The sequence below is a fragment of the Haloarcula onubensis genome, assembly GCF_031624605.1.
GTDB lineage: Archaea > Halobacteriota > Halobacteria > Halobacteriales > Haloarculaceae > Haloarcula > Haloarcula onubensis.
The window spans coordinates 727,214-748,220 of the sequence record NZ_JAMQOS010000001.1 but is presented as its reverse complement, the minus strand read 5'-3'; the positions used below and the strand labels follow the sequence as shown (position 1 = coordinate 748,220).

23 protein-coding genes are annotated in these 21,007 nt (G+C 68.8%); 11 read left to right on the top strand and 12 right to left on the bottom strand.

From position 1 onward, the window contains the following. Both NDI86_RS03820 and NDI86_RS03815 read right to left on the bottom strand, forming a co-directional pair. A complete protein-coding gene (locus tag NDI86_RS03820; RefSeq protein WP_310899071.1) occupies window positions 1-390 on the bottom strand; it encodes a nascent polypeptide-associated complex protein in 390 nt (129 codons plus the stop codon). 44 nt (window positions 391-434) lie between these two features. After that, window positions 435-1,028 carry a DUF7509 family protein gene (locus tag NDI86_RS03815; RefSeq protein WP_310899070.1) on the bottom strand — a complete coding sequence of 198 codons (594 nt, stop codon included), beginning with the start codon at window positions 1,026-1,028 and terminating at the stop codon, window positions 435-437. 98 nt (window positions 1,029-1,126) lie between these two features. On the opposite strand from NDI86_RS03815, the gene NDI86_RS03810 reads away from it, so the two are divergent. Next, complete coding sequence (locus NDI86_RS03810) at window positions 1,127-1,516, top strand: ArsR/SmtB family transcription factor (protein ID WP_310899069.1); 390 nt, start codon at window positions 1,127-1,129, stop codon at window positions 1,514-1,516. Here NDI86_RS03810 and NDI86_RS03805 read toward each other — a convergent pair whose 3' ends face one another. Together NDI86_RS03805 and NDI86_RS03800 are read right to left on the bottom strand one after the other, a co-directional pair. After that, window positions 1,517-1,912 (bottom strand): Ig-like domain-containing protein, encoded by a 396-nt coding sequence (locus tag NDI86_RS03805; protein ID WP_310899068.1) that lies wholly within the window; start codon window positions 1,910-1,912, stop codon window positions 1,517-1,519. Between the two features lie 8 nt (window positions 1,913-1,920). Next, window positions 1,921-2,388, bottom strand: coding sequence for a PUA domain-containing protein (locus tag NDI86_RS03800; RefSeq protein WP_310899067.1), 468 nt, complete (start codon window positions 2,386-2,388; stop codon window positions 1,921-1,923). 131 nt (window positions 2,389-2,519) lie between these two features. Between NDI86_RS03800 and NDI86_RS03795 the strand changes: the two genes are divergently transcribed. Beyond that, window positions 2,520-2,714, top strand: coding sequence for a DUF8178 family membrane protein (locus NDI86_RS03795; protein ID WP_310899066.1), 195 nt, complete (start codon window positions 2,520-2,522; stop codon window positions 2,712-2,714). 45 nt (window positions 2,715-2,759) lie between these two features. Here the strand turns inward: NDI86_RS03795 and NDI86_RS03790 are convergent, their stop codons facing one another. Next, a complete protein-coding gene (locus NDI86_RS03790) occupies window positions 2,760-3,257 on the bottom strand; it encodes a LabA-like NYN domain-containing protein (protein ID WP_310899065.1) in 498 nt (165 codons plus the stop codon). Between the two features lie 303 nt (window positions 3,258-3,560). Here NDI86_RS03790 and dapA point away from each other — a divergent pair, with 303 nt between their 5' ends. The 4 genes from dapA to NDI86_RS03770 all read left to right on the top strand — a co-directional run bounded on the left by dapA (window position 3,561) and on the right by NDI86_RS03770 (window position 6,383). Then, a complete protein-coding gene (gene dapA, locus NDI86_RS03785) occupies window positions 3,561-4,487 on the top strand; it encodes a 4-hydroxy-tetrahydrodipicolinate synthase (protein ID WP_310899064.1) in 927 nt (308 codons plus the stop codon). Further along, entirely contained in the window at window positions 4,484-5,239 is a 756-nt protein-coding gene (gene dapB / locus NDI86_RS03780) for a 4-hydroxy-tetrahydrodipicolinate reductase (protein WP_310899063.1), read from the top strand. The genes dapA and dapB overlap by 4 nt, the downstream gene beginning before the upstream one ends. A gap of 76 nt (window positions 5,240-5,315) precedes the next feature. Then, window positions 5,316-5,438 (top strand): hypothetical protein, encoded by a 123-nt coding sequence (locus NDI86_RS03775; RefSeq protein WP_310899062.1) that lies wholly within the window; start codon window positions 5,316-5,318, stop codon window positions 5,436-5,438. A gap of 105 nt (window positions 5,439-5,543) precedes the next feature. Then, on the top strand, window positions 5,544-6,383 hold the full coding sequence (locus tag NDI86_RS03770) for a 2,3,4,5-tetrahydropyridine-2,6-dicarboxylate N-succinyltransferase (protein WP_310899061.1): 840 nt from the start codon (window positions 5,544-5,546) through the stop codon (window positions 6,381-6,383). A 180-nt stretch (window positions 6,384-6,563) separates the two neighbouring features. Here the strand turns inward: NDI86_RS03770 and NDI86_RS03765 are convergent, their stop codons facing one another. Both NDI86_RS03765 and NDI86_RS03760 read right to left on the bottom strand, forming a co-directional pair. Further along, on the bottom strand, window positions 6,564-7,922 hold the full coding sequence (locus NDI86_RS03765; protein WP_310899060.1) for a protein kinase family protein: 1,359 nt from the start codon (window positions 7,920-7,922) through the stop codon (window positions 6,564-6,566). Window positions 7,923-7,988: 66 nt separating this feature from the next. Next, window positions 7,989-9,092: a bactofilin family protein gene (locus NDI86_RS03760; protein WP_310899059.1), complete on the bottom strand. Its 1,104-nt coding sequence runs from the start codon at window positions 9,090-9,092 to the stop codon at window positions 7,989-7,991. Between the two features lie 258 nt (window positions 9,093-9,350). On the opposite strand from NDI86_RS03760, the gene lysA reads away from it, so the two are divergent. Continuing rightward, window positions 9,351-10,586, top strand: coding sequence for a diaminopimelate decarboxylase (gene lysA / locus NDI86_RS03755; protein ID WP_310899058.1), 1,236 nt, complete (start codon window positions 9,351-9,353; stop codon window positions 10,584-10,586). After that, entirely contained in the window at window positions 10,583-11,797 is a 1,215-nt protein-coding gene (locus NDI86_RS03750) for a M20 family metallopeptidase (protein WP_310899057.1), read from the top strand. The genes lysA and NDI86_RS03750 overlap by 4 nt, the downstream gene beginning before the upstream one ends. Window positions 11,798-11,837: 40 nt before the next feature. On the opposite strand, the gene NDI86_RS03745 is transcribed toward NDI86_RS03750, so the two are convergent. Both NDI86_RS03745 and NDI86_RS03740 read right to left on the bottom strand, forming a co-directional pair. Further along, entirely contained in the window at window positions 11,838-12,458 is a 621-nt protein-coding gene (locus tag NDI86_RS03745) for a phosphoribosyltransferase (protein WP_310899056.1), read from the bottom strand. A gap of 106 nt (window positions 12,459-12,564) precedes the next feature. Then, window positions 12,565-13,875: an MFS transporter gene (locus tag NDI86_RS03740; protein ID WP_310899055.1), complete on the bottom strand. Its 1,311-nt coding sequence runs from the start codon at window positions 13,873-13,875 to the stop codon at window positions 12,565-12,567. Between the two features lie 203 nt (window positions 13,876-14,078). On the opposite strand from NDI86_RS03740, the gene NDI86_RS03735 reads away from it, so the two are divergent. Both NDI86_RS03735 and NDI86_RS03730 read left to right on the top strand, forming a co-directional pair. After that, entirely contained in the window at window positions 14,079-15,992 is a 1,914-nt protein-coding gene (locus NDI86_RS03735; protein WP_310899054.1) for a right-handed parallel beta-helix repeat-containing protein, read from the top strand. 169 nt (window positions 15,993-16,161) lie between these two features. Further along, window positions 16,162-16,386, top strand: a complete 225-nt coding sequence (locus tag NDI86_RS03730) for a HalOD1 output domain-containing protein (protein WP_310899053.1) — start codon at window positions 16,162-16,164, stop codon at window positions 16,384-16,386. 9 nt (window positions 16,387-16,395) lie between these two features. Here NDI86_RS03730 and purB read toward each other — a convergent pair whose 3' ends face one another. The 3 genes from purB to NDI86_RS03715 all read right to left on the bottom strand — a co-directional run bounded on the left by purB (window position 16,396) and on the right by NDI86_RS03715 (window position 18,875). Further along, window positions 16,396-17,787, bottom strand: a complete 1,392-nt coding sequence (purB, locus tag NDI86_RS03725) for an adenylosuccinate lyase (protein ID WP_310899052.1) — start codon at window positions 17,785-17,787, stop codon at window positions 16,396-16,398. A 127-nt stretch (window positions 17,788-17,914) separates the two neighbouring features. Next, a complete protein-coding gene (locus NDI86_RS03720; protein WP_310899051.1) occupies window positions 17,915-18,274 on the bottom strand; it encodes a DsrE family protein in 360 nt (119 codons plus the stop codon). A 49-nt stretch (window positions 18,275-18,323) separates the two neighbouring features. Continuing rightward, window positions 18,324-18,875, bottom strand: coding sequence for a hypothetical protein (locus tag NDI86_RS03715; protein WP_310899050.1), 552 nt, complete (start codon window positions 18,873-18,875; stop codon window positions 18,324-18,326). A 388-nt stretch (window positions 18,876-19,263) separates the two neighbouring features. On the opposite strand from NDI86_RS03715, the gene purH reads away from it, so the two are divergent. Beyond that, window positions 19,264-20,844 (top strand): bifunctional phosphoribosylaminoimidazolecarboxamide formyltransferase/IMP cyclohydrolase, encoded by a 1,581-nt coding sequence (gene purH, locus NDI86_RS03710; protein ID WP_310899049.1) that lies wholly within the window; start codon window positions 19,264-19,266, stop codon window positions 20,842-20,844. Window positions 20,845-21,007: the final 163 nt, after the last annotated feature.

Sequence of the window (21,007 nt, the reverse complement as noted above, 5' to 3'; positions counted from 1 at the left end):
CTACTCCAGTTCGTCGACCGCGTCCGCGAGGTCGCCGTCGTTGGCCTCGAGGGCTTCCCGCGCCGTCTCCTCGTCGACGCCGGTCCGCATCGCCACGATTTCGACGTCGTCCGCGTCGACCACGGTGTCGTCGCCCGACTCGTCCGCGTCGCCGGCGTCGTCGGCCGCCCCGCTCTCGCCGCGTTCGCGTGTCTCCGGGTCGCCGACGACCTGGTAGGTCTTCTGGCCCTGGGCCTCCATCAACTGGACGTCCGCGTCCGTGAACACCAGCTCCTCGTCGGGGGTCCGGATAATCACTTCCTCGGCGTCGATATCCTCCATATCGATGCCCATCTGCTCCATCATCTGTTTCATCTTTCGCGGATTCATCCCGCCGCCTCCTCCAAACATGTCCGTGGCTGCGCGTTCTGGATAAAAAAGCCCACCGGGTCGCTCTATCCGGTCGTCTTCCGCGGCAGGTCGCCGTACAGTTCCCGGTTCATCAGGTCCGCGACGAACTGTCTGATTTCGTCCAGCAGTGCGGCCTCGGTGTCGTAGCTGACGACCCGGGCGTCCCAGCGCTGGCTGATGGCCCGTATCATCGCGCTGGAGACGGCGTCCTCGTGGGCGAACATGACCCGTTCGCGGCCCTGCTCGTCTAAGTCTTCGAGCACCGACCCCACTTCCATCCCGACGCCGAGTTTGTCGCCCATCGCGGGGACGACGAACAGGGTCGCGTTGCTCGCGCGGGCGAACGCGATGCTCTGGCTCGCGGCGTCCACCTCGTCCAGCGGAATCTCCGGGTCGACCGCGAGAAAGGCATTGACGCCGGGGTCGGTCCGCAAGGACCCCTGTACCGAGCGGAGCGTCCCCATCATCGCGTCGAGGTCGTCCTCGGCGGTCGACGCGGCCGGCAGGGAGACTTCCCCCGGGTCGACGCCGTCGGGCACGAGGTCGGCCACGTCGAACGTCGTGTACGGTCCCATCAGGTAGACGAGGAAGTCACTGTAGGGAACAGCCCCGAGCGAGGACGTGATGCGGGCGCGCATACCGAGGCCACACCGGGACAGTAAATAAAACAAGGCGATACTCAGTATCGACTGACTCAGCAATCGTTATATCGGTCGGCACTAGAGGTACGAACAGGATGGGCACCAGCACGAGAGAGGAGACGGGGCCGGCCGAGCCGGCCGACCTCCTCCCCGAACGGAGTATCCTCACCTTCGAGGAGTACATGGCGATGCAGCGGGCCGTCGGCAACGAGACGCGGTTCCGCGTCCTCTACCGGCTCAAACGCGACGGCGCGATGAGCGCCAAGGAGCTTCGGGAGGCGCTCGACCTCCCCGGGAACACGCTCCATCACCATCTCGATACGCTGGTCGACGTGGGCCTGGTCGAGAATCGAAAGCGCAACGAGCCCACGAGCGAGGGGCTGTACTCGTACTACCGGGCGACGGCGCTGGGCGAGGCGTTGCTGGACCACGGCGTCGAGGAACTGTTGTGGCGGGAGCAGGCGTTCGCCGACGCCTACGAGTAGCTACTCCTCCCAGGTCACCTGCACGCCGTTGTCCCGCAGGATGACCTCGTGGTTCGAGCCGTCGCGGATGTCCGCGGGCTGGATGTTGAGCGTAATCGTCCTCGAGAGGCCGTCCTCGACGGCCGCCCGGAGTTCGTACGTGCCCGGCCGGTCGATGCCGGGGTCGAACTCCCGCGTGCCACCGGCGTCGAGGGTCACCGACTCGTCGAGGACGGTCGGGCCGTCGTCGAGCGCGAGGGTCAACTGGACGGTGGCGCTTGCGCTTTGCTGGTTGGTGACGACGAACAGCACCGGGTCGTCGGGGTCGGGCGTGACCCTGTCCGTCGATTCACCCCCACAGCCGGCCAGCGCGGCCGTCGAGAGCGCGACGGCGCTCAGAACATGGCGGCGGTGCATCGCGTCGGTCAGCTGTCCGTTCCCTGCCGCACTTTCACGGCCATCCCGGTCTCGAAGTCGGCCATCCCGTCGCCGGGGAGTTCGGCGCGACCGACGGCCAGCAGGTCGCCGGTCTCGTGGACCACGAGCGTCTCGTCGCCGGGCCGAATCGACGGGTCGGCCCGCTGGACGAACTTCGCGAAGGCGTTGCGGCCCTCGCGGACGAACGGCTCGCTCTCGTCGCCGACGACGACGCGGTGGGCGGGGGCGTCGAAGCCCGCGAGCAGCCGTCGGCCGCCGGCCAGCCCCAGGACGAAGCGGCCGTCGGTCGCGTAGGTGGCGATGCGGCCGTCGTCGGCGTGGACCTGGCGTGGCCGCCCGGAACTCGTGTGGGTGACCTCGACGGCGGACTCGGCCGGGAACAGGGCGGCGCCGGCACCGCGGCCGAACTGGTAGTCGGCGCCGCGACGGAGGCCACGGAACTCGCTGTCGCTCATTGGCGGTGGTGGCGGCCGTGCGGGTAACCCGTTTTCGGTCCGACGGCGGATGGTGTGCGTGAGACTCCCTCGCAAAATTGCGGCCACGTTTGGGGAAATTTATACCCGATGGCCCGCTATGACCGGCTACAATGGCTACAGACAAGCGGAAGGTGTATGCGGGCGCCGCGTTACTGGTCGTCAGTTCGGTGCTGATTCTGGCGTCGGGCCCCTTCGACATCGGTCTCTCGGCGACTATCGCGGGCGTCCTGGGCGCCGTCGCGGCGCTGGGACTGGCCGCGGGGTCGCTGCTGCTGGGCACCTCCGAAGAGGGTCGCGCGGTCTGAACACCGGGTCTTTCTGCTCGTCCGCGCCGTCCCGGTGAGCGACCGCTACAGCAGGAACGTGTCCGGGTCGCTACTGAGGTCCTCGAACCCGTCGACGGCCGACTTGAGGTCCTCCGACGACGACTCCTCGAACCCCATCGCCTCGATGCGACACCCCTCGTGGCGGACGTAGCGACAGACCCGGGCGAAGTCGCCGTCGCCGGTACAGAGGACGATAGCGTCGTTGTGTTTCGCCAGTGTGACGGCGTCTAAGCTCATCCCCACGTCCCAGTCGGCCTTCTGGGAGCCGTCCTGGAACGTCTTTATCTCCTTGATGCGAGTCTCGAAACCGATGTCGACGAGCGCCTCGAAGAAAGTCTCCTCTTCCGGCGAGTCGGCGCGGATGACGTAGGCGATGGCGCGAGTGAGTTCGCGGCCGTCGACGGCCGCTTCGAGCAGTTCCGAGTAGTCGATGTTCCGCGAGTAGAGGCTCCGGGCCGTGTGATAGAGGTTCTGCGCGTCGGCCAGGACGGCCACGCGCTGTCCCGGATGTGATACAGTCATACGGGGATTTCTCACCCGGACCCGGATAGGTTTTCGGGGTCGTCGGAGAGCAAAAATGCTAAGTCCCTCACGGACGGCCAATCAGGTATGCGACGACGCTGCGCGACGGTACGTCCGGTATCCAGCGGCGACGGCGTCGTCCCGAAACGCAAGCGCAAGCGGTGATTTCTGGCTCTCGGCGGGCGCGGCGAACCCGTCGCGGGTCGTCGACTCCCGGCGGGCGTGGCACACCCGTCGCGGGTCGCTTCTCTGACCGAGGTCAACCGGACGACTAATCCCACAGCGACACCACACCACTCAGCAATGACAGCACTGGACTTCCACGGCGTCTATCCCGCGATGTGTACGCCGTTCCACGACGACGACGAGCGCAGTATCGACTTCGAGACACTACGGCGAGACGCCCAGCGACTGGAGGCCGCCGGCGTCGACGGGCTGGTTCCCGCCGGTTCGACGGGCGAGTCGGCGACGATGACCCACGACGAACACATCGAGGTCGTCGAGGCGGTCATCGACGCCGTCGACGACGTCCCCGTCATCGCCGGGACCGGGAGCAACAACACCCGCGAGGCGCTCTCGCTGTCCCGCCGGGCGGCCGACGCCGGCGCCGATGCCCTCCTCCTGATTTCGCCGTACTACAACAAGCCCGAACAGCGCGGGCTGGTCGACCACTACGAGACCATCGCCGACGCGGTGGACTGCCCGCAAATCGTCTACAACGTCCCCTCGCGGACCGGCCAGAACATCGAGCCAGACACCGCCGTTTCCCTCGCCGCTCACGAGAACATCCAGGCGTACAAGGCCGCGAGCGGCGACATGAACCAGATATCCGAAATCATCGAGCGCACGCGCGACGAGGACTTCGCGGTGCTCTCGGGAGACGACGGGATGACCCTGCCGATGCTGTCGGTCGGCGCGGCTGGCTGTATCTCCGTCTCGGCCAACGTCGAGCCCGAACGCACCTGCGCGATGGTCGGCGCGGGGCTCTCGGGCGACTTCGAGCGGGCGCGTGCCCTCCACCACGAACTCGGCCCGCTCTTTCGCGCGCTGTTCGTCGAGACCAACCCCATCCCGGTCAAGGAGGCCATGCGGATTCGGGGCTACGGCCCGGCACACCTCCGCTCGCCGCTGTCCCGACTCGCCGACGAACATCTCGACGACCTTCGGGACGTGCTCGCCGACCTCGAAACGGAGGACTTAGAGGACGCCTACGCGGAGGTAGAGCGATGACACGGATTGCCGTCAACGGTGCGGCGGGGCGCATGGGACAGACGGTCATCGAGACGGCGGCCGACCGCGACGACCTTGCGGCCGTCGTCGGCTTCGACGTCGAGACCGGCGAGGTCGACGGCGTCCCGGTCGTCGCCGAGGACGTGGCCGACGCGCTCGCGGAGTACGACGTGGACGTCGTCGTGGACTTCTCCGTCCCGGCGTCGACGCTCCCGCTCGCAGCGGCCTGCGTCGAGGCCGACGCCGGACTCGTCGTGGGAACGACCGGCTTCGACGAGGACGGGATGGAAGACCTCGTCGCCGCCAGCACGTCGATTCCGCTGCTGAAAGCGACGAACTTCTCGCGGGGCATCCAGGTGCTCCAGCGCACCGTCCGCGAGGCCGTCCGCGCGCTCGACGGCTACGACCTCGAACTGATGGAGAGCCACCACAACGGGAAGGTCGACGCGCCCTCGGGCACGGCCAAGACCCTGCTGGAAGTCGTCCAGTCGGAGCGCGACGTGGAACCCGTCTACGGGCGCGAGGGCCACGCCCCCCGGGCCGAGGACGAAATCGGCGTCTTCGCCCGCCGCGCGGGCGACATCCGCGGCGAGCACGAACTCATCCTCGCGGGCAACGACGAAGTCGTCTCGCTGTCCCACCACGCAGAGGACCGCGCCGTCTTCGCCGCCGGCGCCCTCGACGCCGCGGCCTGGCTCGCCGGCCGGGACGCGGGGCAGTACGACTTCGGCGAGGTCGTGGACGGCGCCTGAGTGGCCTAATACGACCTAATACAAATTTCTGAATTTAACGCATACCCTTATACCCACTCGCGCAACAGCTTCTGGTATGGTCACAACACACCGACGGCCCGCATCCAGATGCCCGCACTGCGCGGGGGAGTTCGAACCGGCCCCGACAGTCACGCACTGTGCAGACTGTGGCTACATCCCCGGCCAGGGCGCCGACTGAACAGACGTCCAACCCACCAACTGTTCTCCGTTGGTCGACCGCGCGTAGCCGCGTGCCCCACCCGATTCCAGAGTCGCTATACGTCAGGACGCGGAAACGGCGCGTATGCTCGGACAAGACCTGGAGCGCAACGTCGGCGACCTCTGGACAGCGTACGAACAGGGCGCGACCGTCGAGGACATCGAGCCCCCGCAACTCGACACGCTCGACGACTTCCTCACCGCCCTGGAGAACGGCGACGTGCGGGCCGCCGAGAAAGTCGACGGCGAGTGGGAGGTAAACGAGTGGGTCAAGCGGGGCATCCTGCTGAACTTCGCGTTCCGAGAGACCTACGAACGCGACTACGGCGGCGTCACCTACCACGACGTGCTCCCGCTGCGTGACACCGGTGACCTCGGCGAGCGGGGCACCCGCAACACGCCGGACGGCACGACGATCCGCCGCGGCGCCTACCTGGGCGAGGACTGCATCATGATGTCGCCCTCCTTCGTCAACATCGGCGCCCACGTCGGCGACGGCACGCTCGTCGACTCCTGTGACACCGTCGGCTCCTGTGCCCAGATCGGCGAGAACGTCAAACTGGGCGCGAACACGCTCATCGGCGGCGTCCTCGAACCGGTCGAGAGCGCCCCCGTCATCGTCGAGGACGACGTGGCGCTGGGCGCGGGCTGTCGCGTCACCAGCGGTTTCGTCGTCGGCGAGGGCTCCATCGTCGGCGAGAACACGCTGTTGACCCCGCGCATCCCCGTCTACGACCTCGTCGAGGAGGAAGTTCTCTACGGCGAACTGCCGCCCGAGCGACGGGCCTTCCAGCGCTTCGTCGACTCCTCCGTCGGCGAGCACGACCTCATCCCCGGCGGCGCCTACAAGCCCGCCGTCGTCGCGACCGACGTCGAGGAGGAGACGCTGGAGGCGACGGAGCGAGAGGACGCACTGAGAGACTAGCGAGACGGCGAGCGACGCGAGGCGTCTCGGAAAAGCGCAGCGGTGAGCGAAGCGAGGGGCGTGCACAGCACGGCCCTCGATGCGGAACGGGGACCGAAGTGACCCGTGAAGCGAGCCGCGAGCGGCGGGACCCCTCGTGTCTCCGCTCGATACCCGAGACGCCCTCGGCGAAACACCTCGCTACACGGCCTCGGCGAGCGACCGATAGAGCGCCGCGACGGAGTGCTGGCGCTCGTCGGGGTCGGCCGCGAGCGCCCGGGCGAGGTGAGGTTTGACCCGCGAGGAGACGCCCTGTATCGGCCGCGGGATATCCCCCGGCTGAGAGGCGGACGCCGGCGGCCGCCGCTCACAGAGCAGCCAGTAGGCGACGGCACCGGTCTGGTAGACGTCGGTCGTCGCCGTCAGGCGCCCCTCGCGCTGTTCGGGCGCGAGGAAGGGGCCGTCGTGGGCCAGGCCGACCGCGTCGCGCACGGCCCACTCGATACCCCAGTTGGCGACCGTCGCCCGACGGTCGCCGCCGGCTTCCAGGAGGTGGACGTTCTCGGGGACCAGCCCGCACAGCGGCGTCGACGCCCCGCCGACGGCGGCGGCCGCGTCGGCGACGTCGCCGAGCACGTCGACGCGCGTGCGGGCCGGCAGTTCCGTCCCGACGTCCGCGAGCGTGTGCGCGCCGACGCGGTAGGCGACCCAGGAGGTCGGGTCGGTGCCGGACTCGTGTATCGTGGCGACGTGGGGTGCCCCGTCGTGGGCCTGCCAGCGCTCGAACGCCTCGGCGAACGCCTCCGGGACGCCGTCGTCGGTCGCGTACTTCCGGGAGACCGTGACAATCTGGGCGTCGGTGCCGCCGTGCCACGGCGTCGAGTAGCGATGGACGGCGCCGTCGGTGTCGGTGAACTCGACCTGGGTCACGTCGGGGACGGAGGCACCGAGCTGTCCGGGGCTCGCCGGGCCGACCGTGCCCACGTCCGACGGGCCGGCCGGCTCCTCGGGTGACGCTCCGCCCGCCGTCCCGGGCTCCGGTTCGTCGGGTTCCTCCGGCTCGGGGACCTCGGCGACCGCGTCGGGGTCGAACCGCACGCCAGAGCGGGTGATGTCGTGCCGGAGGAAGCGGTGGTCCCGCTCCTCGTACTCCTCGCCGCGGCCGTCGTAGACCCGGAGACGCTTGAAATCGTAGAGCCGCTGGAGCTTCGTGGCGCGGTCGGCGGCCTCCTCGCGGGAGGGAGCGACCGTCATCGCACAGGTCCCCGCGTCCGGGACGACGGTCCACCCGCCGACCAGGTCGTCGCGCTCGACGGTGAGCTGCTCGAACAGCGGGTTCCAGTAGAGCGCGCCGACGCTGCGCGGGGAGTCCCAGCGGACGAGACACGGACGGCGGTCGGCCTCCATCTTCGATTTCGCGTAGCGCAACGCGGAGAGCTGGGAGTCGTGGGTGGCGTGGGTCTCGCCGTTCCGTGACCCCTTGCGGTAGTCCTCGACGACCCAGAGGCTCCCCTGCTTGACTATCTCCAGCGGCGGGCGTCGCGGGACCTCCGGTTGCATGACAGTTCTGGGCCACTCCGTTCGTGGTGGAGAGTCTACTGTTAGAGCAAAAATAGGTTTGGGTGGTCAGGCCGCGGTGGTGTCGCCAGTCGCCTCCTCGAGGGTCGCCTGGCGACCGCCCCGTGTCCCCTCCCCGCGGCGGCTGTCGTAGGCGCCACGGAGCGCGAGGACGAGCGCGCCGAGGCCAAGCAGGAGTACCGCGATGTCGAGCAAAGCGCCAAGCACCGGCACCGCGCCCAGGACGGTGACACCGACGACGCCGAGGACCAGGGCGAGCCAGCGGTTCTCCCGGCCGGCAAACGAGAGGGCCCACGCGCCGAGCGCGTACTGCCCGTAGACGACGGCGACCCACACCGTGACCGCGAAGGCGACGGCGCCGACCAGCGAGAGGGGGATGCCGACGATGGTGACCAGCAGCACGACGAGCACCACCGGCACGACGAGCAGCGTCGCCAGGCCGACCCCGGAGGACCGCAGCGGCCGTTCGACGACGCCGTCGGCGACCCGGCTGGAGAACGCCGGGAAGACGGCCAGCAGGAGGACGCCGAGCAGGAGGTTCGCCAGCAGGCCGTACAGCGCACCGAGCCAGCCGGGAATCCGAAGGTCGGGGCCGGCCGGTTGCCCGAGCGATTCGTCCTGCACGACGCTGCCGCCGACGGCCGCACCGGGGGCCCTGGAGAACGTCTCCGCGTCGTAGCGGACCGTGCCGCCGACAGACGCCTCGGGGCCGAGGACGATGCGCTCGGCCCCGGCGGTGAGGTCGCCGTCGACGGTCCCGTCGATGGCGAGGTAGGTCGCCCCGGCGGTGAGGTCGCCCGCGATACTGCCCGTCTCGCCGACGGTGACGGTGCTCCCGGCCGTGTCGACGTCGCCGCCGACGGCCCCGTCGATGGTGACGGTGCCGGCGGCGGCCTCGACGTCGCCCTGGACGGTGCCGCCCTCCGCGACGTGGACGGTGCCGGCGGCCGCCGAGACGTCCCCCGTCACGGTTCCCCTGACGACGACCGTTCCCGCGATGCCCTCGATGCTGTCGTAGGTCTCGTCAGGACCGACGACGACGGTCTCCGCGGCCCCCTGGAAGGACTGGGCCGCGGCGACGCCCGCGGTGCCGGCCAGGACCACCACGGCGGCGAGCGCGACGGCGAGGCGGCGTCGCGAATCGGTTCGCATGAGAGCCGGTTGCCGGCGCCGCCTGTTAGTTAGTCACCCGCAGGACCACTGCCTCGCGGGATACTGTGGGCTTACCGGACCGCTCGCCGGTCGTCGTCGGATGACGGAGCCGTCGACCCCCCACTCGACGACCCGTCAGTCGGCCCAGGGTCTGGCGTGGTCGCCCGTCCGCACACGATACCGCGGAACCGAGCGAGCGCCGTCCCAGCGGCCGCCGGAGCGCAACCCTTGTTACGGGGCGTCGCCGTGTGTAGACTAATGAGTCACGACTCGCCGCCGGTCCGTCGCCTCGCGGACTGGGACCACGACCGCCTCGGTCGGCTGGCGGCCGACCACGGGACGCCGCTGTACGTCGTCGATCTGGACCGCGTCGCACGGAACTACGAGCGGTTCGCGTCGGCCTTCCCCGATGCCCACGTGATGTACGCCGCGAAGGCCCACACCGGCCGCGCCGTCCTGGAGAAACTCGTAGAGACCGGCGCGGACATCGAGTGTGCCGCCGCCGGCGAACTCCACCGCGCCGTCCAGGCCGGGGCGGTGCCGAACACGCTCCAGTACACTGCCGTGAACCCGCCGGACGCGGACCTCGACTACGCGGTCGAACTGGCCGAGGCGAACCCCGGCGTCACCATCACCGGCGGCGCCCGCGACACCTTCGACCGCCTGGAGTCGCGGGGCTACGACGGCCGGGTCGCCATCCGCATCAACCCCGGTATCGGGACCGGCCACCACGAGAAGGTCGCGACCGGGAAAGACGCCAAGTTCGGTATCCCTTACGAGCAGGTGCCCGAGGTGGCGGTGGACGTGGCCGACCGCTTCGACCTCGTGGGCATCCACGCCCACGCCGGCAGCGGCGTCCTCCACGACGACCTGGACGACCACTGCCGCGCCATCGGGAAGGTCGCGGACATGGGCCGACAGGTCGAGACGGACGTGACGCCGCTTGAGTTCGTCGACTTCGGCGGCGGCTTCGGCGTCCCCTACCGCGAGGACGAGGAGCCACTCGACATGGCGGTCGTCGGGGAGAAAGTCCGCGAGGCCGTCGGTGACCTCGACGCCCGGATAAAGCTCGAACCGGGCCGTTACGTCGTCGCGGACGCCGAACTCATCCTGACCGAGGTCAACACTATCAAAGAAGCCCCGGCGTCGACCGTCGTCGGCGTCGACGCCTCGCTGGCGACGCTCATCCGCCCGGCGATGTTCGGCTCCTACCACCCCATTCGGAACGTTTCGGCGCCTGAGCGGGACGCCGAACCCGTCTCGGTCGGCGGACCCTGCTGTACGAGCGCCGACGTGTTCTGTACCGACCGGCCCGTCGCCCGCCCGGAGCGTGAGGACCTGCTCGCCATCGGCAACGCGGGCGCCTACGGCTACGAACTCGCCAACCAGTTCCACTCCCAGCCACGGCCCGCGGAGGTCGCCATCGAGGGCGGCGAGACGCGTGTCGTCCGCGACCGGGAGACGCTGGCGGACGTGACCCGCATGGAACGATGAGCGTCGGCTTCGACCTGACCGACTTCCACCGCGAGGCCGTCGAGACGGACTCGACCGACGACGTGGGGCCGATGCGGGACCTGCTCGTGGCGACGCTGGACCGGGCCGGCGCCGACCCCGCAGTCGACGACCTCGGCAACGTCGTCGCGACGACGGGCGCGCCCGACCCCGACGCCGCGGCGGCCGCCGACGGCGCGCATCTCGTCCTGAACACCCACATCGACACGGTGCCGCCGCATCTGCCGTACGAACGGCGCGAGGAGCCGCCGGGTGACGAGGAGATTACGGGTGCCGGCGGTGGCATCCGCGGCGACGTGGTCTGTGGTCGGGGGGCCTGCGACGCGAAGGGACCGCTCGCCGCGCTGGTCGACGCGTTTCTGACCGTCGAACCGGCCGACGGCGCGGTGACTCTCGCGGTGTCTATCGACGAGGAGACCACGCAAACCGGCGGCGCCCACCTCGCCGAGACCCTCGACGCCGACGGCTATATCGTGGGGGAGCCGACGGGGCTGGACGTCTGCACCGCGGCGAAGGGCCAGTTCGAGGGGACGGTCACCATCCGCGGCGAGAGCGCCCACGCGGCGAGTCCCGAGAGCGGGCTGAACGCGATTCGGGCGGCCGCGCCCGTCCTGCAGGCGATGGGGAGCTACGACGAGCGCGAGACCCAAAGCGCCTCGGAACGGTCTCGCGGTGACGGCGAGGAACCGCGAGACAGCGCGGGCCCCGCGGACCACGAGAGCCTGGGCCGCCCCATCCTGACGCCGTCGATGGTCGAGGGCGGCGAGGCGACCAACCAGGTGCCCGCCGAGTGTACCATCACGTTCGACCGCCGGTCGGTGCCGCCCGAGACCAGCGACGAGTTCCCCGAGGCGCTCGAAGCGCACCTCTCGCAGTGGCTCCCCGAGTCGATGAGTCTGGACGTGGCGCTCATCCGGCCCGACACGCCGTTTCCCGACGCCTTCGCCACGGACCCCGACGCCGAGTTGGTCCAGACGCTTCGGGACGCGAGCGGCGGGACCGTCCGGCCGTTCGAGGCCGCGACGGAGGCCTCGTACTTCGCCAGCCACGGCCCGACCGTCGTCTTCGGGCCCGGCGTACTCGCCGACGGCGTCGGCGCAGTCGCCCACTCGAAACGCGAGTACGTCCGCCTCTCCGAGGTCCGGACGGCCGCCCGCGCGGTGCGGGAGACGATAGCGCGACTCCTCCAGTAGCGCCGTCGCGCTGCGGGTCACGTCACTCAGGCACCCTCGCTCAGTCCAGCAGCGCCATCGCCTCCGCGTCGGAGACCTGCGAGAAGTCCCGGAAGAACTGCCCGACGGCCCTGAAGCTCCGGGGCTGGTCCAGGACGACGAGGTGGTCGACCCGCCGCCGCAGTTCGTCGACGGTCCGGGGCGACCCGACCGGTACCGCGGCGGCGACGCTGGCGGCCCCTGCCTCCCGGACCCGCTCGACGCAGGCGAACATCGTGGCGCCCGTCGCGAGTCCGTCGTCGACGACGAGGACGTGTCTGCCGGCGAGGTCCAGCGGTGGTCGCCCCTCCCGGTAACGGCCGCGCTTCTCGGCGGCGGCCCGCTGCTCGTGTTCGATTTCGTCTTCGAGATAGTCGGTGGTCAGGTCGAGCGAGCCCACGAGCGACTCGTTGCGCCAGGTCGTCCCGTCGTCGGCGACGGCGGCGACCGCCAGTTCGGGGTTGCCCGGGGCGCCGACCTTGCTCGCGACCACGACGTCGAGGGGGACGCCCAGCGCGTCGGCGACGGGGCGGGCTATCGGGAGTCCGCCCCGTGGAATCCCGAGGACGACGTCGACGGCGAAGTCCGACCGACGGAGCTCGGTGGCGAGCTGTTCACCGGCGTCCGTGCGATTCGTGAACATGTCAGAAGATACGACTGTGTCCGACTTAACCCTCGCGGTCGCCCGTGTTCAGTTCCGTGAGACGCCCGGAAGGCGTCGCAACTCTCGCGAACGCCGTGGCGTTCGCTCAGTCCTGCGGGGCGGCGGCCGGCGACTCCTCGCCGACCGAGAGCGTCTCCTCTACCTGCCAGTAGGTCAGCCCGAGGGCGGCTATCGCGAGCACGGACCCGACGGTAAAGGGCGTCGAGAAGCCCCCGAGATTGTAGAGGACGCCGGAGGCGAGCGGTCCGGCGGCGACGCCGAGACCGAAGGCCATCGTCAGCACCGAGAGCGTCGTTCCGGAGCCGCGGTCGCCGGCGAGGTCGCCGGCCAGGGCCAGCGACGGCGCGAACACGAGCGCGACGGCGACGCCCTGGACGAACCGGGCCGCGAGCATGAGCCAGGGGTCCATCACGACCCCCTGTGCGTACACCGACGGGACGAGCACGGCGAAGCCGGCGACGACGAACGGCCGACGACCGAACCGGTCGCTCGCCCGGCCGATGGGAACCTGCAACAGGACGTTCGCGATGACGACGGCGGCGAACTGGACGCTGAACATGAACGTCGACTCGTCCAGGCGCATCCGAATCGGGCCCTCGAGCGTCGCGAACAGCGCGATGGTCGTCGCCATCAGGAAGGTGCCGACACCCAGCACGAAGACCGGGTCGAGCCCCCTCCCGTCCGGGTCCAGCACGGCGATGGAGACGTCCTTGCTCGCCGCGTCCGCTGCGGCCGGCGGGTCGTCGATGAGGACCGCGACGAGGAGGAAGCTGATGATGGCACCGGCGACGGCGACGGCGAAGGCGGCGTTGAACCCCGAGATTGACAGGCCGCCGAGCGTGTACGTGACGACACCCTCCGCGCTCAACCCGCCGGTGATGAGGATGCCGGCGACGATGGGGCCGAACCCGAAGCCGATGAGTCGGAAGGTGTTGAACACGCCGAAGTTGCCGCCCCGCTCGCTGTCGCTCTCGGCGTAGTCGTTGACCAGCGCGATGGTCGCGGGGATGGTAAAGGCGGCGCCGACGCCCTGGAACGCCCTGGCGGCCAGCACCGTCCAGTAGGAAGTCAGGAACGGGTAGGCGGCGCTCCCGATGCCAAAGAGGACCAGTCCCGTGAGGACGAACACGCGGCGGCGGCCGCTCCGGTCGGAGAGCCGGCCGGTGAAGGGCTGGCCCAGGGAGTTGAGCAGGCCAAAGAGCGACAGGACCAGGCCGATGAGCGTCTCCTCTCGCAGGACGAAGCCCAGTATCTCCGCGCCGGCGACCCCCGAGAGTGTCACCTGCCCGCTGGCGATGTACAGCGGCAACACGATGATGAGAAAGGAGTTCCCGAGCGCGTCGGCCATGCGGGCAAAGGCTAGCGTCAGTACGCGCGAATCCGTACCAAGAACCATCTACCGTCCGAACGGACCGGAGAGTTGTGAGGATTGCCCTTCCGAGCCCGGCCATCGAGCGTCGAAGGGCGGGGATACCGACTGAGAGGGGGTTAATTTATACTCCCACGCCGAGGGACAATACGTAGTATGACATTCGGTGGCAAATCAGGGTGGGGCCGAATCGAGCCGTCAGTAGTGACCGTCGACCGGGTGGCGATGCGATGAGTGCTAATTCGGGGCTGCGTAGCGTCGGGCTCTCGGCGCTGCTGGTCCTCTCGGTCGTAGCGATGACGAGTCCGGCGGCCGCTGTGACCGCGAGCGCCGACAGTCAGTCACAGCAGGCCGACGCCACCACGATTACCGGCTGTACCGTCATCGACGAGTCGGGCCACTATCGACTCGCTGTGAACGTCTCGACGGACGGGACCTGTATCGAGATAACCGCGAGCGACGTGGTCTTCGACGGGCAGGGGCACACGATAAACGATATCGACCGGAACGCGGGCGGCAACGGCATCGAGGTCAACGTCGGCGCGACTGGCCGACTGTCGAACGTGACGATACGCGACGTTCGGCTCACCAACTGGGTCTGGAACGACTTCGGGAGTAACGGAATCGGCCTCCGGATGGAACGGGTCGACGACGCGTCGATAACTGACGTGACCGTCGTCGGGAGCGACCACGGCATCCGGCTGCGAAACGTCACGGGCACGACGATAACGGATACCGCCGTCTCACAGGTCAACAACCACGGTATCTACATGGACCGCAACGCCGACAACAACACGCTCTCGTCGAACACCATCACGCAGGCGGGCCGCCGGGGGCTGTTGCTGCAATCCTCGTCGAACAACACCGTCGAAGCCAGCACGATAGCCGGTTCGGGCAACGAGAACGTGCGACTCGCCAGCGGGTCGAATCACAACACGTTCGCCGACAACGAGATATACCGGTCGAGCTACCCGGACGGCTGTGTCGACGTGTCGACGACGGCCAGCCACCTCGTGTTTCGGAACAACTCGGTGTTTGGCTGTGGCGGCCACGGTATCAGCTTCTCGCAGGCCGGCTCGCACTCCCTGCTGGTGGGCAACAACGTGAGCGCGAACCGGAACCACGGCATCCGGCTGAACCGGCTCCGGAACGTGACGGTCCGGGAAAACACCGCGAACCACAACGGCGGCCACGGCATCAACCTCCAGCGCTCCGCGAACCACACGGTCACGGACAACTACGCCCGCGAGAACGAACGGTTCGGCATCAATCTCTACGACGTAGACGGGGCCACGCTCCGGGAGAACACCGTCGCCAGCAACGAGAACGGGGGCCTCCGCTTCGTCTCCGGGTCGGCGAACAACACCGTCGTCGACAACACGGTCCTGAACTACGCCCGCGAGGAGGTCGTCTCGTTCCCGACCGGTATCCGCCTGCGCACGGCAGACGACAACGAACTCCGGGGCACCGTCGTCGAGAACGCCTACGTCGGCATCGAGATAAACGAGTCGGCGGACGGCAACACGCTCGTCGACACGCGCGTCACCGACGCGGGCACCGCCCGCTGGACGCTCGTGACGACCGCCTCGACCGGCACGACCGTCGAATCGCTCGACATCGGGCCGTCGTCGGCTGACAACACCACGCTCTCTTTCGGCGCGTACAACGTCTCTCTCGCCCCGAACACGAGCGCGCCGGCCAACCCCGACGCGGCCGCTATCGGGCGGTACGTCACCGTCGAGTCGATGGGCGCGGGTGCCTTCCTCGACCTCTCGATGCAGTACGAGAGCGGCGACATCGCGGGCGTCAACGAGTCACTGCTGGCGCTGTGGACCTACGACGGGGGCTGGACCGAGCGCGAGGAGTCGGCGGTGAACACGCGGGCGATGACGGTGCAGGCGAACGTGACCGTCCCCGCGACGGTGGGCGTCTTCGCCACCGACGACGGCGACTCCCACGCCGTTGCCCTCCCCAGTACGCCGTCGTCGACTGCGACGGCGACGGAGACGGCGACCGACCCCGCGACGGACGCGTCCGCGGGCACCGCCCCTGCGACCACCGGCGGGAACGGGCCCGGCTTCGACGCTGTCGCGGGCCTCGTGGCGCTCGTGGCCTGTGCGCTCTGGCTTCGACGGCAGCACTGAGCGAGGGCGGGGTGTTCGGACGGCCCGGGGGTCAGTACCTGTGACCCAGGTCCGAGAATGACGGGCCCCCTGGCGGGGCACTCGTATCCGCTTCCCTGCCGTGGCCACTCTTGTGTCAGAGTGGCACACAGTCGACAGAGTTTCGTAGCAGTACCCCACAAGCTACACCATGACCAGTAATGTGTCGCTGGCGAACGAGGTCGTCTCGGCGGTCGCTCGCGCGACAGACGTCGACCCGCTCGCGGTCGAACCGGAACTGTTCGAGGCGGTCGACGGCGACGCGCTGGACCGACTGTTCCAGGACACGACCGGCCAGGCCACGTTCGAGTACGACGGCTACGAGGTGACGGTCACCAGCGAGGGGGACGTCACGCTCGCTCCGCTGGCCGAGTAGCAGCCCCGCTCAGGCGGCGTCGGTGTGCTCGGCCAGTTCGGCCGCGATACCGGTGTACCCCGCCGGCGTCAGCGCCGTCAGTTCCGCCCGCACGTCCTCGCTCACGTCGAGGCCCTCGTACATCTCGCGGAAGTCCGCGATGGTCACGTCCTTCCCTCGCGTCGCCTTCTTGACCTGCTCGTAGGCGTCGTCGTGGCCCTCGCGGCGGAGGATTGTCTGGACCGCCTCGCCGATGATTTCCGGGGTCGCGTCGAGGTCCTCGCGCATGACCTGCTCGTTGGGGACGACCTTCGCGAGGCCGTTCTGGCACTTGCCGTAGGCGATAAGCGAGTAGGCCAGCGCCGAGCCGATGTTGCGCTTGACCGTCGAGTCGGAGAGGTCCCGCTGGAGCCGGGAGTTGGTGACGTAATCGCCCAGGAAGACCAAATCGGAGTTGGCCTTCGAGAGGTTCCCCTCGCTGTTCTCGAAGTCTATCGGGTTGACCTTGTGGGGCATCGTCGAGGAGCCCGTCTCGCCCTCGACGGCCCGCTGGCCAAGATACCGGTCCGAGACGTAGAGCCACATGTCCCGGTCCAGGTCCACCAGGACGTTGTTCGCGCCGCGAATCGCGTCGAACAGCGTCGCGAGGTCGTCACAGGGGTTGACCTGCGTGGTAAGGGGCTCGTGGTCGAGCCCGAGCGAGTCGACGAACGTCTCGGCGAAGGTGGGCCAGTCCACGTCGGGGTAGGCAGCGTGGTGGGCCGCGTAGGTGCCCGAGGCCCCGGCCAGTTTGCCCGAGAGCCCGTTCGCGGCCCGTTCGATGCGGGCGATAGCCCGACCGAGCCGGGAGGCGTAGACGGCCATCTCCTTGCCGAACGTGGTGGGTGTGGCGGGCTGGCCGTGGGTCCGGGCCAGCATCGGCAGGTCGGCGTAGTCGTGGGCCATCCCGACGAGCGTATCCCGAATCTCGCGCAGTTCCGCCAGGAGCACGTCCTCGGCCGCGGGCTTGACCAGCAGCCGGTGGGCGAGGTTGTTCACGTCCTCGCTTGTCAGCCCGAAGTGAATCCAGTGGTCCGCCTCGAGCCCGTCGGGCATCCCCAGCCTGATGAAGTACTCGATGGCTTTCACGTCGTGGTTCGTCGCCGAGTACTCGCCGTACCCCTCGGTCTCCAGTTGCTTGACGACGCCCGCGTCCTCGTCGTCGAACTCCTCGTAGAGCGCGCGGAGCGTGGCGCGCTGGCCCTCGGCTATCGTCAGCGGCGTGGCCTCCAGGTCCGCGAGCGCGAGAAGATACTCCACCTCGACTTCGACGCGGGCGCGCATGAGCGCCCGCTCGCTGGCGTACGGGACGAGCGGCTTCGTGTATCGGGCGTACCGGCCGTCGAGCGGCGAGACGGCGGCGAGTGGCCCTCTGTCGGTCATACCGGAGACTCCAGCGGAGACGCGAAAAAGCGTGTCGACTCACACCGCCGGCTGTACGGTCGGAAACACGCCCGCTACCCCATTCGTCGGGGCTGTCTTCCGGACGTAGCAGTCGGCGGTGGCAGCGCTATGGTAGTTTCAGGTAGGTGTCGCCCCGCTGCTGGACGCGCACGACCTCGGCGACCCCGGACTGGACGGTGCCGACGCCGGTCGCGAGTTCCTGTTCCGCGTGGTCGAAGCGGGAGAGCGAGTTCGCACACGCGGTTATCTCCACGCCGGCCTCGGCCATCTGTGATACTTTCGCGGCCTCGGGACTGGTCTCGAGGAGAAATCGGACGCCGGGGCCGTTGACGACGACCTCCATCAACTCGGGTGGCGTCTCGACGGAGCCGTCGTTGACGAGGTTCGCGAGGTTCCGCAGCGCCATCTGCCAGTCGCTGACGTCGTCGCTGGAGATGTGGACCAGAATCGAGCGGTGACTACTCATGGCCCCTACATTCAGCGGGAGCGACAAATAGCCGCCGGCGTGTGCGGGCTCAGGACAACCAGCCGTAGTCGCCCCGCGACCCCCCGAACCGGCCGTCCGGCGGGTCGTAGCGGTAGAGGTCCTGTCCGAGGGCGACCCAGGCCAGGCCGTAGCCGACGGCGGTCCACGGCGATATCTCGTTGAACCCGAGGAAGGCGAGGGTCCCCACGAACAGCAGGACCCCGAGCCACGGCGGCTGGATGCGGGTCCTGACCAGCCCGACGCTGACCAGCAGTGACCCGCTGACGAGAGCGAGGACACCGACACCGACGAACGCCTCGCCGCCGCCGGTCGCCACCACGAGCAACTGTCCGGCCGCAAAGACCACGCCGCCCAGCGCCCCGAGCCAGGCGCCCGCGGTCCCCGGCCGCTTCAGCCGCGCCCCGTAGAACGCCTCGACGGCGTAGTGCCCGACGACGATGGAAAGCGTCGACAGCGCGACCCCGACCAGGACGGGTGTGCTTTGCCGACCGGTCAGTCCGGCCGCCACGACCCAGACGAGCCACAGCACACCGCCGACGGCGGCGACCAGTCCGGCCCACTGGCAACGAAGCTTCGACATACCGGCGAGTGAACGCCGGGCTACTAATGCGCTCCGCACGAAGGACGACGGGTATGGTTCTGGTCGGTATCGGGGCGTACTACTCGCCCGTCGGCGACCGGTCAACCGGCCGGGTGGGACTGAAAGGGGCGGCCTGCTACACGACGGTGGGCGACACAAGGACCGCAGGGAGCGGAGCGACCGAGGACCGCAGTGAACTCGTTCGAAAATCTTCGATTTTCGTGATGACGAAAGGCGGCGGAGCCGTCTTTCGAACACCCCCGAGTGTAGCAGGTCGGGGCTTTCCGGTGGTTTAGCGGGCAGCCTGTATCACTCCCAGAGGTACCGCGTGCTACCCTGTCTAGCGCGTTTCGCAACTACTTTGCGCACCGGCCGCACCCACTCAGACATGAAACTCGCCGGTATGGCCAGCAACCGTGGCCGGAATCTCTTGAACATCGCCGACCGCGCGCCGGGCGGCGCGGACTTTGCCGTGGTACTGACGAACGACGCCGACGCGCCCGTCCTCGAGGCGGCCGCGGAGCGTGGCATCCCCACGGAGGTCGTCGAGCGCGGGGACGACGAGTCCCGCGAGGCCCACGAGGAACGGGTTCTAAACGCACTCGCCGACTACGACTTCGACCTCGTGACACTGGACGGCTACATGCGTATCCTCAGCGAGACGTTCCTGGACGGTGCGCCGACCACGCTCAACGTCCATCCCTCTCTGCTCCCGAACTTCCCCGGGATGGACACCCACGAGCAGGTTCTGGAGGCGGGCGTGAAAGTCACCGGCTGTACGGTCCACGTCGTCGACGAGACGGTCGACGGCGGCCCCATCGTCACGCAGGAGCCCATCCCCGTCTTCGAGGGCGACGACACCGATGACCTCAAAGACCGAGTGCTGTACGAGGGCGAGTTCACGGCGTACCCCCGGGTCGTGAAGTGGTTCGCCGAGGACCGCGTCGACATCGACTGGGACACGGGCACGGTCGACGTCGACGGCGACGAGGGCGGCGCGTTCCCGGCCCGGCGGCTGGTCTCCGACGACCGCGCCGCGGACCTCCGCTACGGGGAGAACCCCCACCAGGACGCCGCGCTGTACGCCGACACGACCGTGTCGGAGGCCAGCGTCGTCCACGCCGACCAGCTCAACGAGGGCGCGAAGGCCCTGTCGTACAACAACTACAACGACGCCGACGGCGCGCTCAATCTCATCAAGGAGTTCGACGAGCCCGCCGCCGCCGTCATCAAGCACACCAACCCGGCGGGCTGTGCGACGGCCGACTCGCTCGCCGACGCCTACGGGAAGGCGCTCTCGACGGACCCGATGAGCGCCTTCGGCGGCATCGTCGCGCTGAACCGCGAGTGCGACACCGCCACCGCCGAGCAGATTATCGACTCGTTCAAGGAGGTCGTCGTCGCGCCGGGCTACACCGACGCGGCCCTCGACGTGCTCTTCGAGAAGGAGAACCTCCGGGTGCTCGAGGTCAACGACAACTTCGACGTGACCGACACACTCACCGAGAAGCCCCTGGTCGGCGGCCGACTGGTCCAGCAGCGCGACACCCAGCACCTCACCGCCGACGACCTCGAAGTCGTCACCGACCGGGTTCCCACCGACGAGGAAGTCGAGTCGATGCTCTTTGCCTGGCACACGCTCAAGCACGTCAAGTCCAACGGCATCCTCTTCGCGAAGGGCACGGAGACGGTGGGCATCGGCATGGGGCAGGTCTCCCGCGTCGACGCCGTCCGACTCGCGGCGATGAAAGCCGACGAACACGCCGAGGGCAAGGACGCCGAGGGCGCCGTGATGGCCTCCGACGCGTTCTTCCCGTTCCCGGACGGCGTCGAGGAGGCCGCAAAGGCGGGCATCGAGGCCGTCATCCAGCCCGGCGGGTCGAAAAACGACGAGAGCGTCGTCGAGGCCGCCGACGAACACGACATAGCGATGGTCATGACCGGTCAGCGGTCTTTCAGACACGACTGACGGGAGTGTCTGAAGCTCGGGAGACGACCAGCGGGAGTCTCCCGGTGTGTCCGGACCGACCGAGCGCGAGCGAAAGCGTATCTACGGTCGCTGGCATCCCGGACGGAGCTATCCGGCACTGGAGTCGTTCGTGACCGAAACACACCACGTGCGTCACTCGGTA

Bases quoted from the DNA above. Each gene is read 5' to 3' on its own strand.
- NDI86_RS03820 (WP_310899071.1), bottom strand. From the start codon at position 390: ATGTTTGGAGGAGGCGGCGGGATGAATCCGCGAAAGATGAAACAGATG.
- NDI86_RS03815 (WP_310899070.1), bottom strand. From the start codon at position 1,028: ATGCGCGCCCGCATCACGTCCTCGCTCGGGGCTGTTCCCTACAGTGAC.
- NDI86_RS03810 (WP_310899069.1), top strand. From the start codon at position 1,127: ATGGGCACCAGCACGAGAGAGGAGACGGGGCCGGCCGAGCCGGCCGAC.
- NDI86_RS03805 (WP_310899068.1), bottom strand. From the start codon at position 1,912: ATGCACCGCCGCCATGTTCTGAGCGCCGTCGCGCTCTCGACGGCCGCG.
- NDI86_RS03800 (WP_310899067.1), bottom strand. From the start codon at position 2,388: ATGAGCGACAGCGAGTTCCGTGGCCTCCGTCGCGGCGCCGACTACCAG.
- NDI86_RS03795 (WP_310899066.1), top strand. From the start codon at position 2,520: ATGGCTACAGACAAGCGGAAGGTGTATGCGGGCGCCGCGTTACTGGTC.
- NDI86_RS03790 (WP_310899065.1), bottom strand. From the start codon at position 3,257: ATGACTGTATCACATCCGGGACAGCGCGTGGCCGTCCTGGCCGACGCG.
- dapA (WP_310899064.1), top strand. From the start codon at position 3,561: ATGACAGCACTGGACTTCCACGGCGTCTATCCCGCGATGTGTACGCCG.
- dapB (WP_310899063.1), top strand. From the start codon at position 4,484: ATGACACGGATTGCCGTCAACGGTGCGGCGGGGCGCATGGGACAGACG.
- NDI86_RS03775 (WP_310899062.1), top strand. From the start codon at position 5,316: ATGGTCACAACACACCGACGGCCCGCATCCAGATGCCCGCACTGCGCG.
- NDI86_RS03770 (WP_310899061.1), top strand. From the start codon at position 5,544: ATGCTCGGACAAGACCTGGAGCGCAACGTCGGCGACCTCTGGACAGCG.
- NDI86_RS03765 (WP_310899060.1), bottom strand. From the start codon at position 7,922: ATGCAACCGGAGGTCCCGCGACGCCCGCCGCTGGAGATAGTCAAGCAG.
- NDI86_RS03760 (WP_310899059.1), bottom strand. From the start codon at position 9,092: ATGCGAACCGATTCGCGACGCCGCCTCGCCGTCGCGCTCGCCGCCGTG.
- lysA (WP_310899058.1), top strand. From the start codon at position 9,351: ATGAGTCACGACTCGCCGCCGGTCCGTCGCCTCGCGGACTGGGACCAC.
- NDI86_RS03750 (WP_310899057.1), top strand. From the start codon at position 10,583: ATGAGCGTCGGCTTCGACCTGACCGACTTCCACCGCGAGGCCGTCGAG.
- NDI86_RS03745 (WP_310899056.1), bottom strand. From the start codon at position 12,458: ATGTTCACGAATCGCACGGACGCCGGTGAACAGCTCGCCACCGAGCTC.
- NDI86_RS03740 (WP_310899055.1), bottom strand. From the start codon at position 13,875: ATGGTTCTTGGTACGGATTCGCGCGTACTGACGCTAGCCTTTGCCCGC.
- NDI86_RS03735 (WP_310899054.1), top strand. From the start codon at position 14,079: ATGAGTGCTAATTCGGGGCTGCGTAGCGTCGGGCTCTCGGCGCTGCTG.
- NDI86_RS03730 (WP_310899053.1), top strand. From the start codon at position 16,162: ATGACCAGTAATGTGTCGCTGGCGAACGAGGTCGTCTCGGCGGTCGCT.
- purB (WP_310899052.1), bottom strand. From the start codon at position 17,787: ATGACCGACAGAGGGCCACTCGCCGCCGTCTCGCCGCTCGACGGCCGG.
- NDI86_RS03720 (WP_310899051.1), bottom strand. From the start codon at position 18,274: ATGAGTAGTCACCGCTCGATTCTGGTCCACATCTCCAGCGACGACGTC.
- NDI86_RS03715 (WP_310899050.1), bottom strand. From the start codon at position 18,875: ATGTCGAAGCTTCGTTGCCAGTGGGCCGGACTGGTCGCCGCCGTCGGC.
- purH (WP_310899049.1), top strand. From the start codon at position 19,264: ATGAAACTCGCCGGTATGGCCAGCAACCGTGGCCGGAATCTCTTGAAC.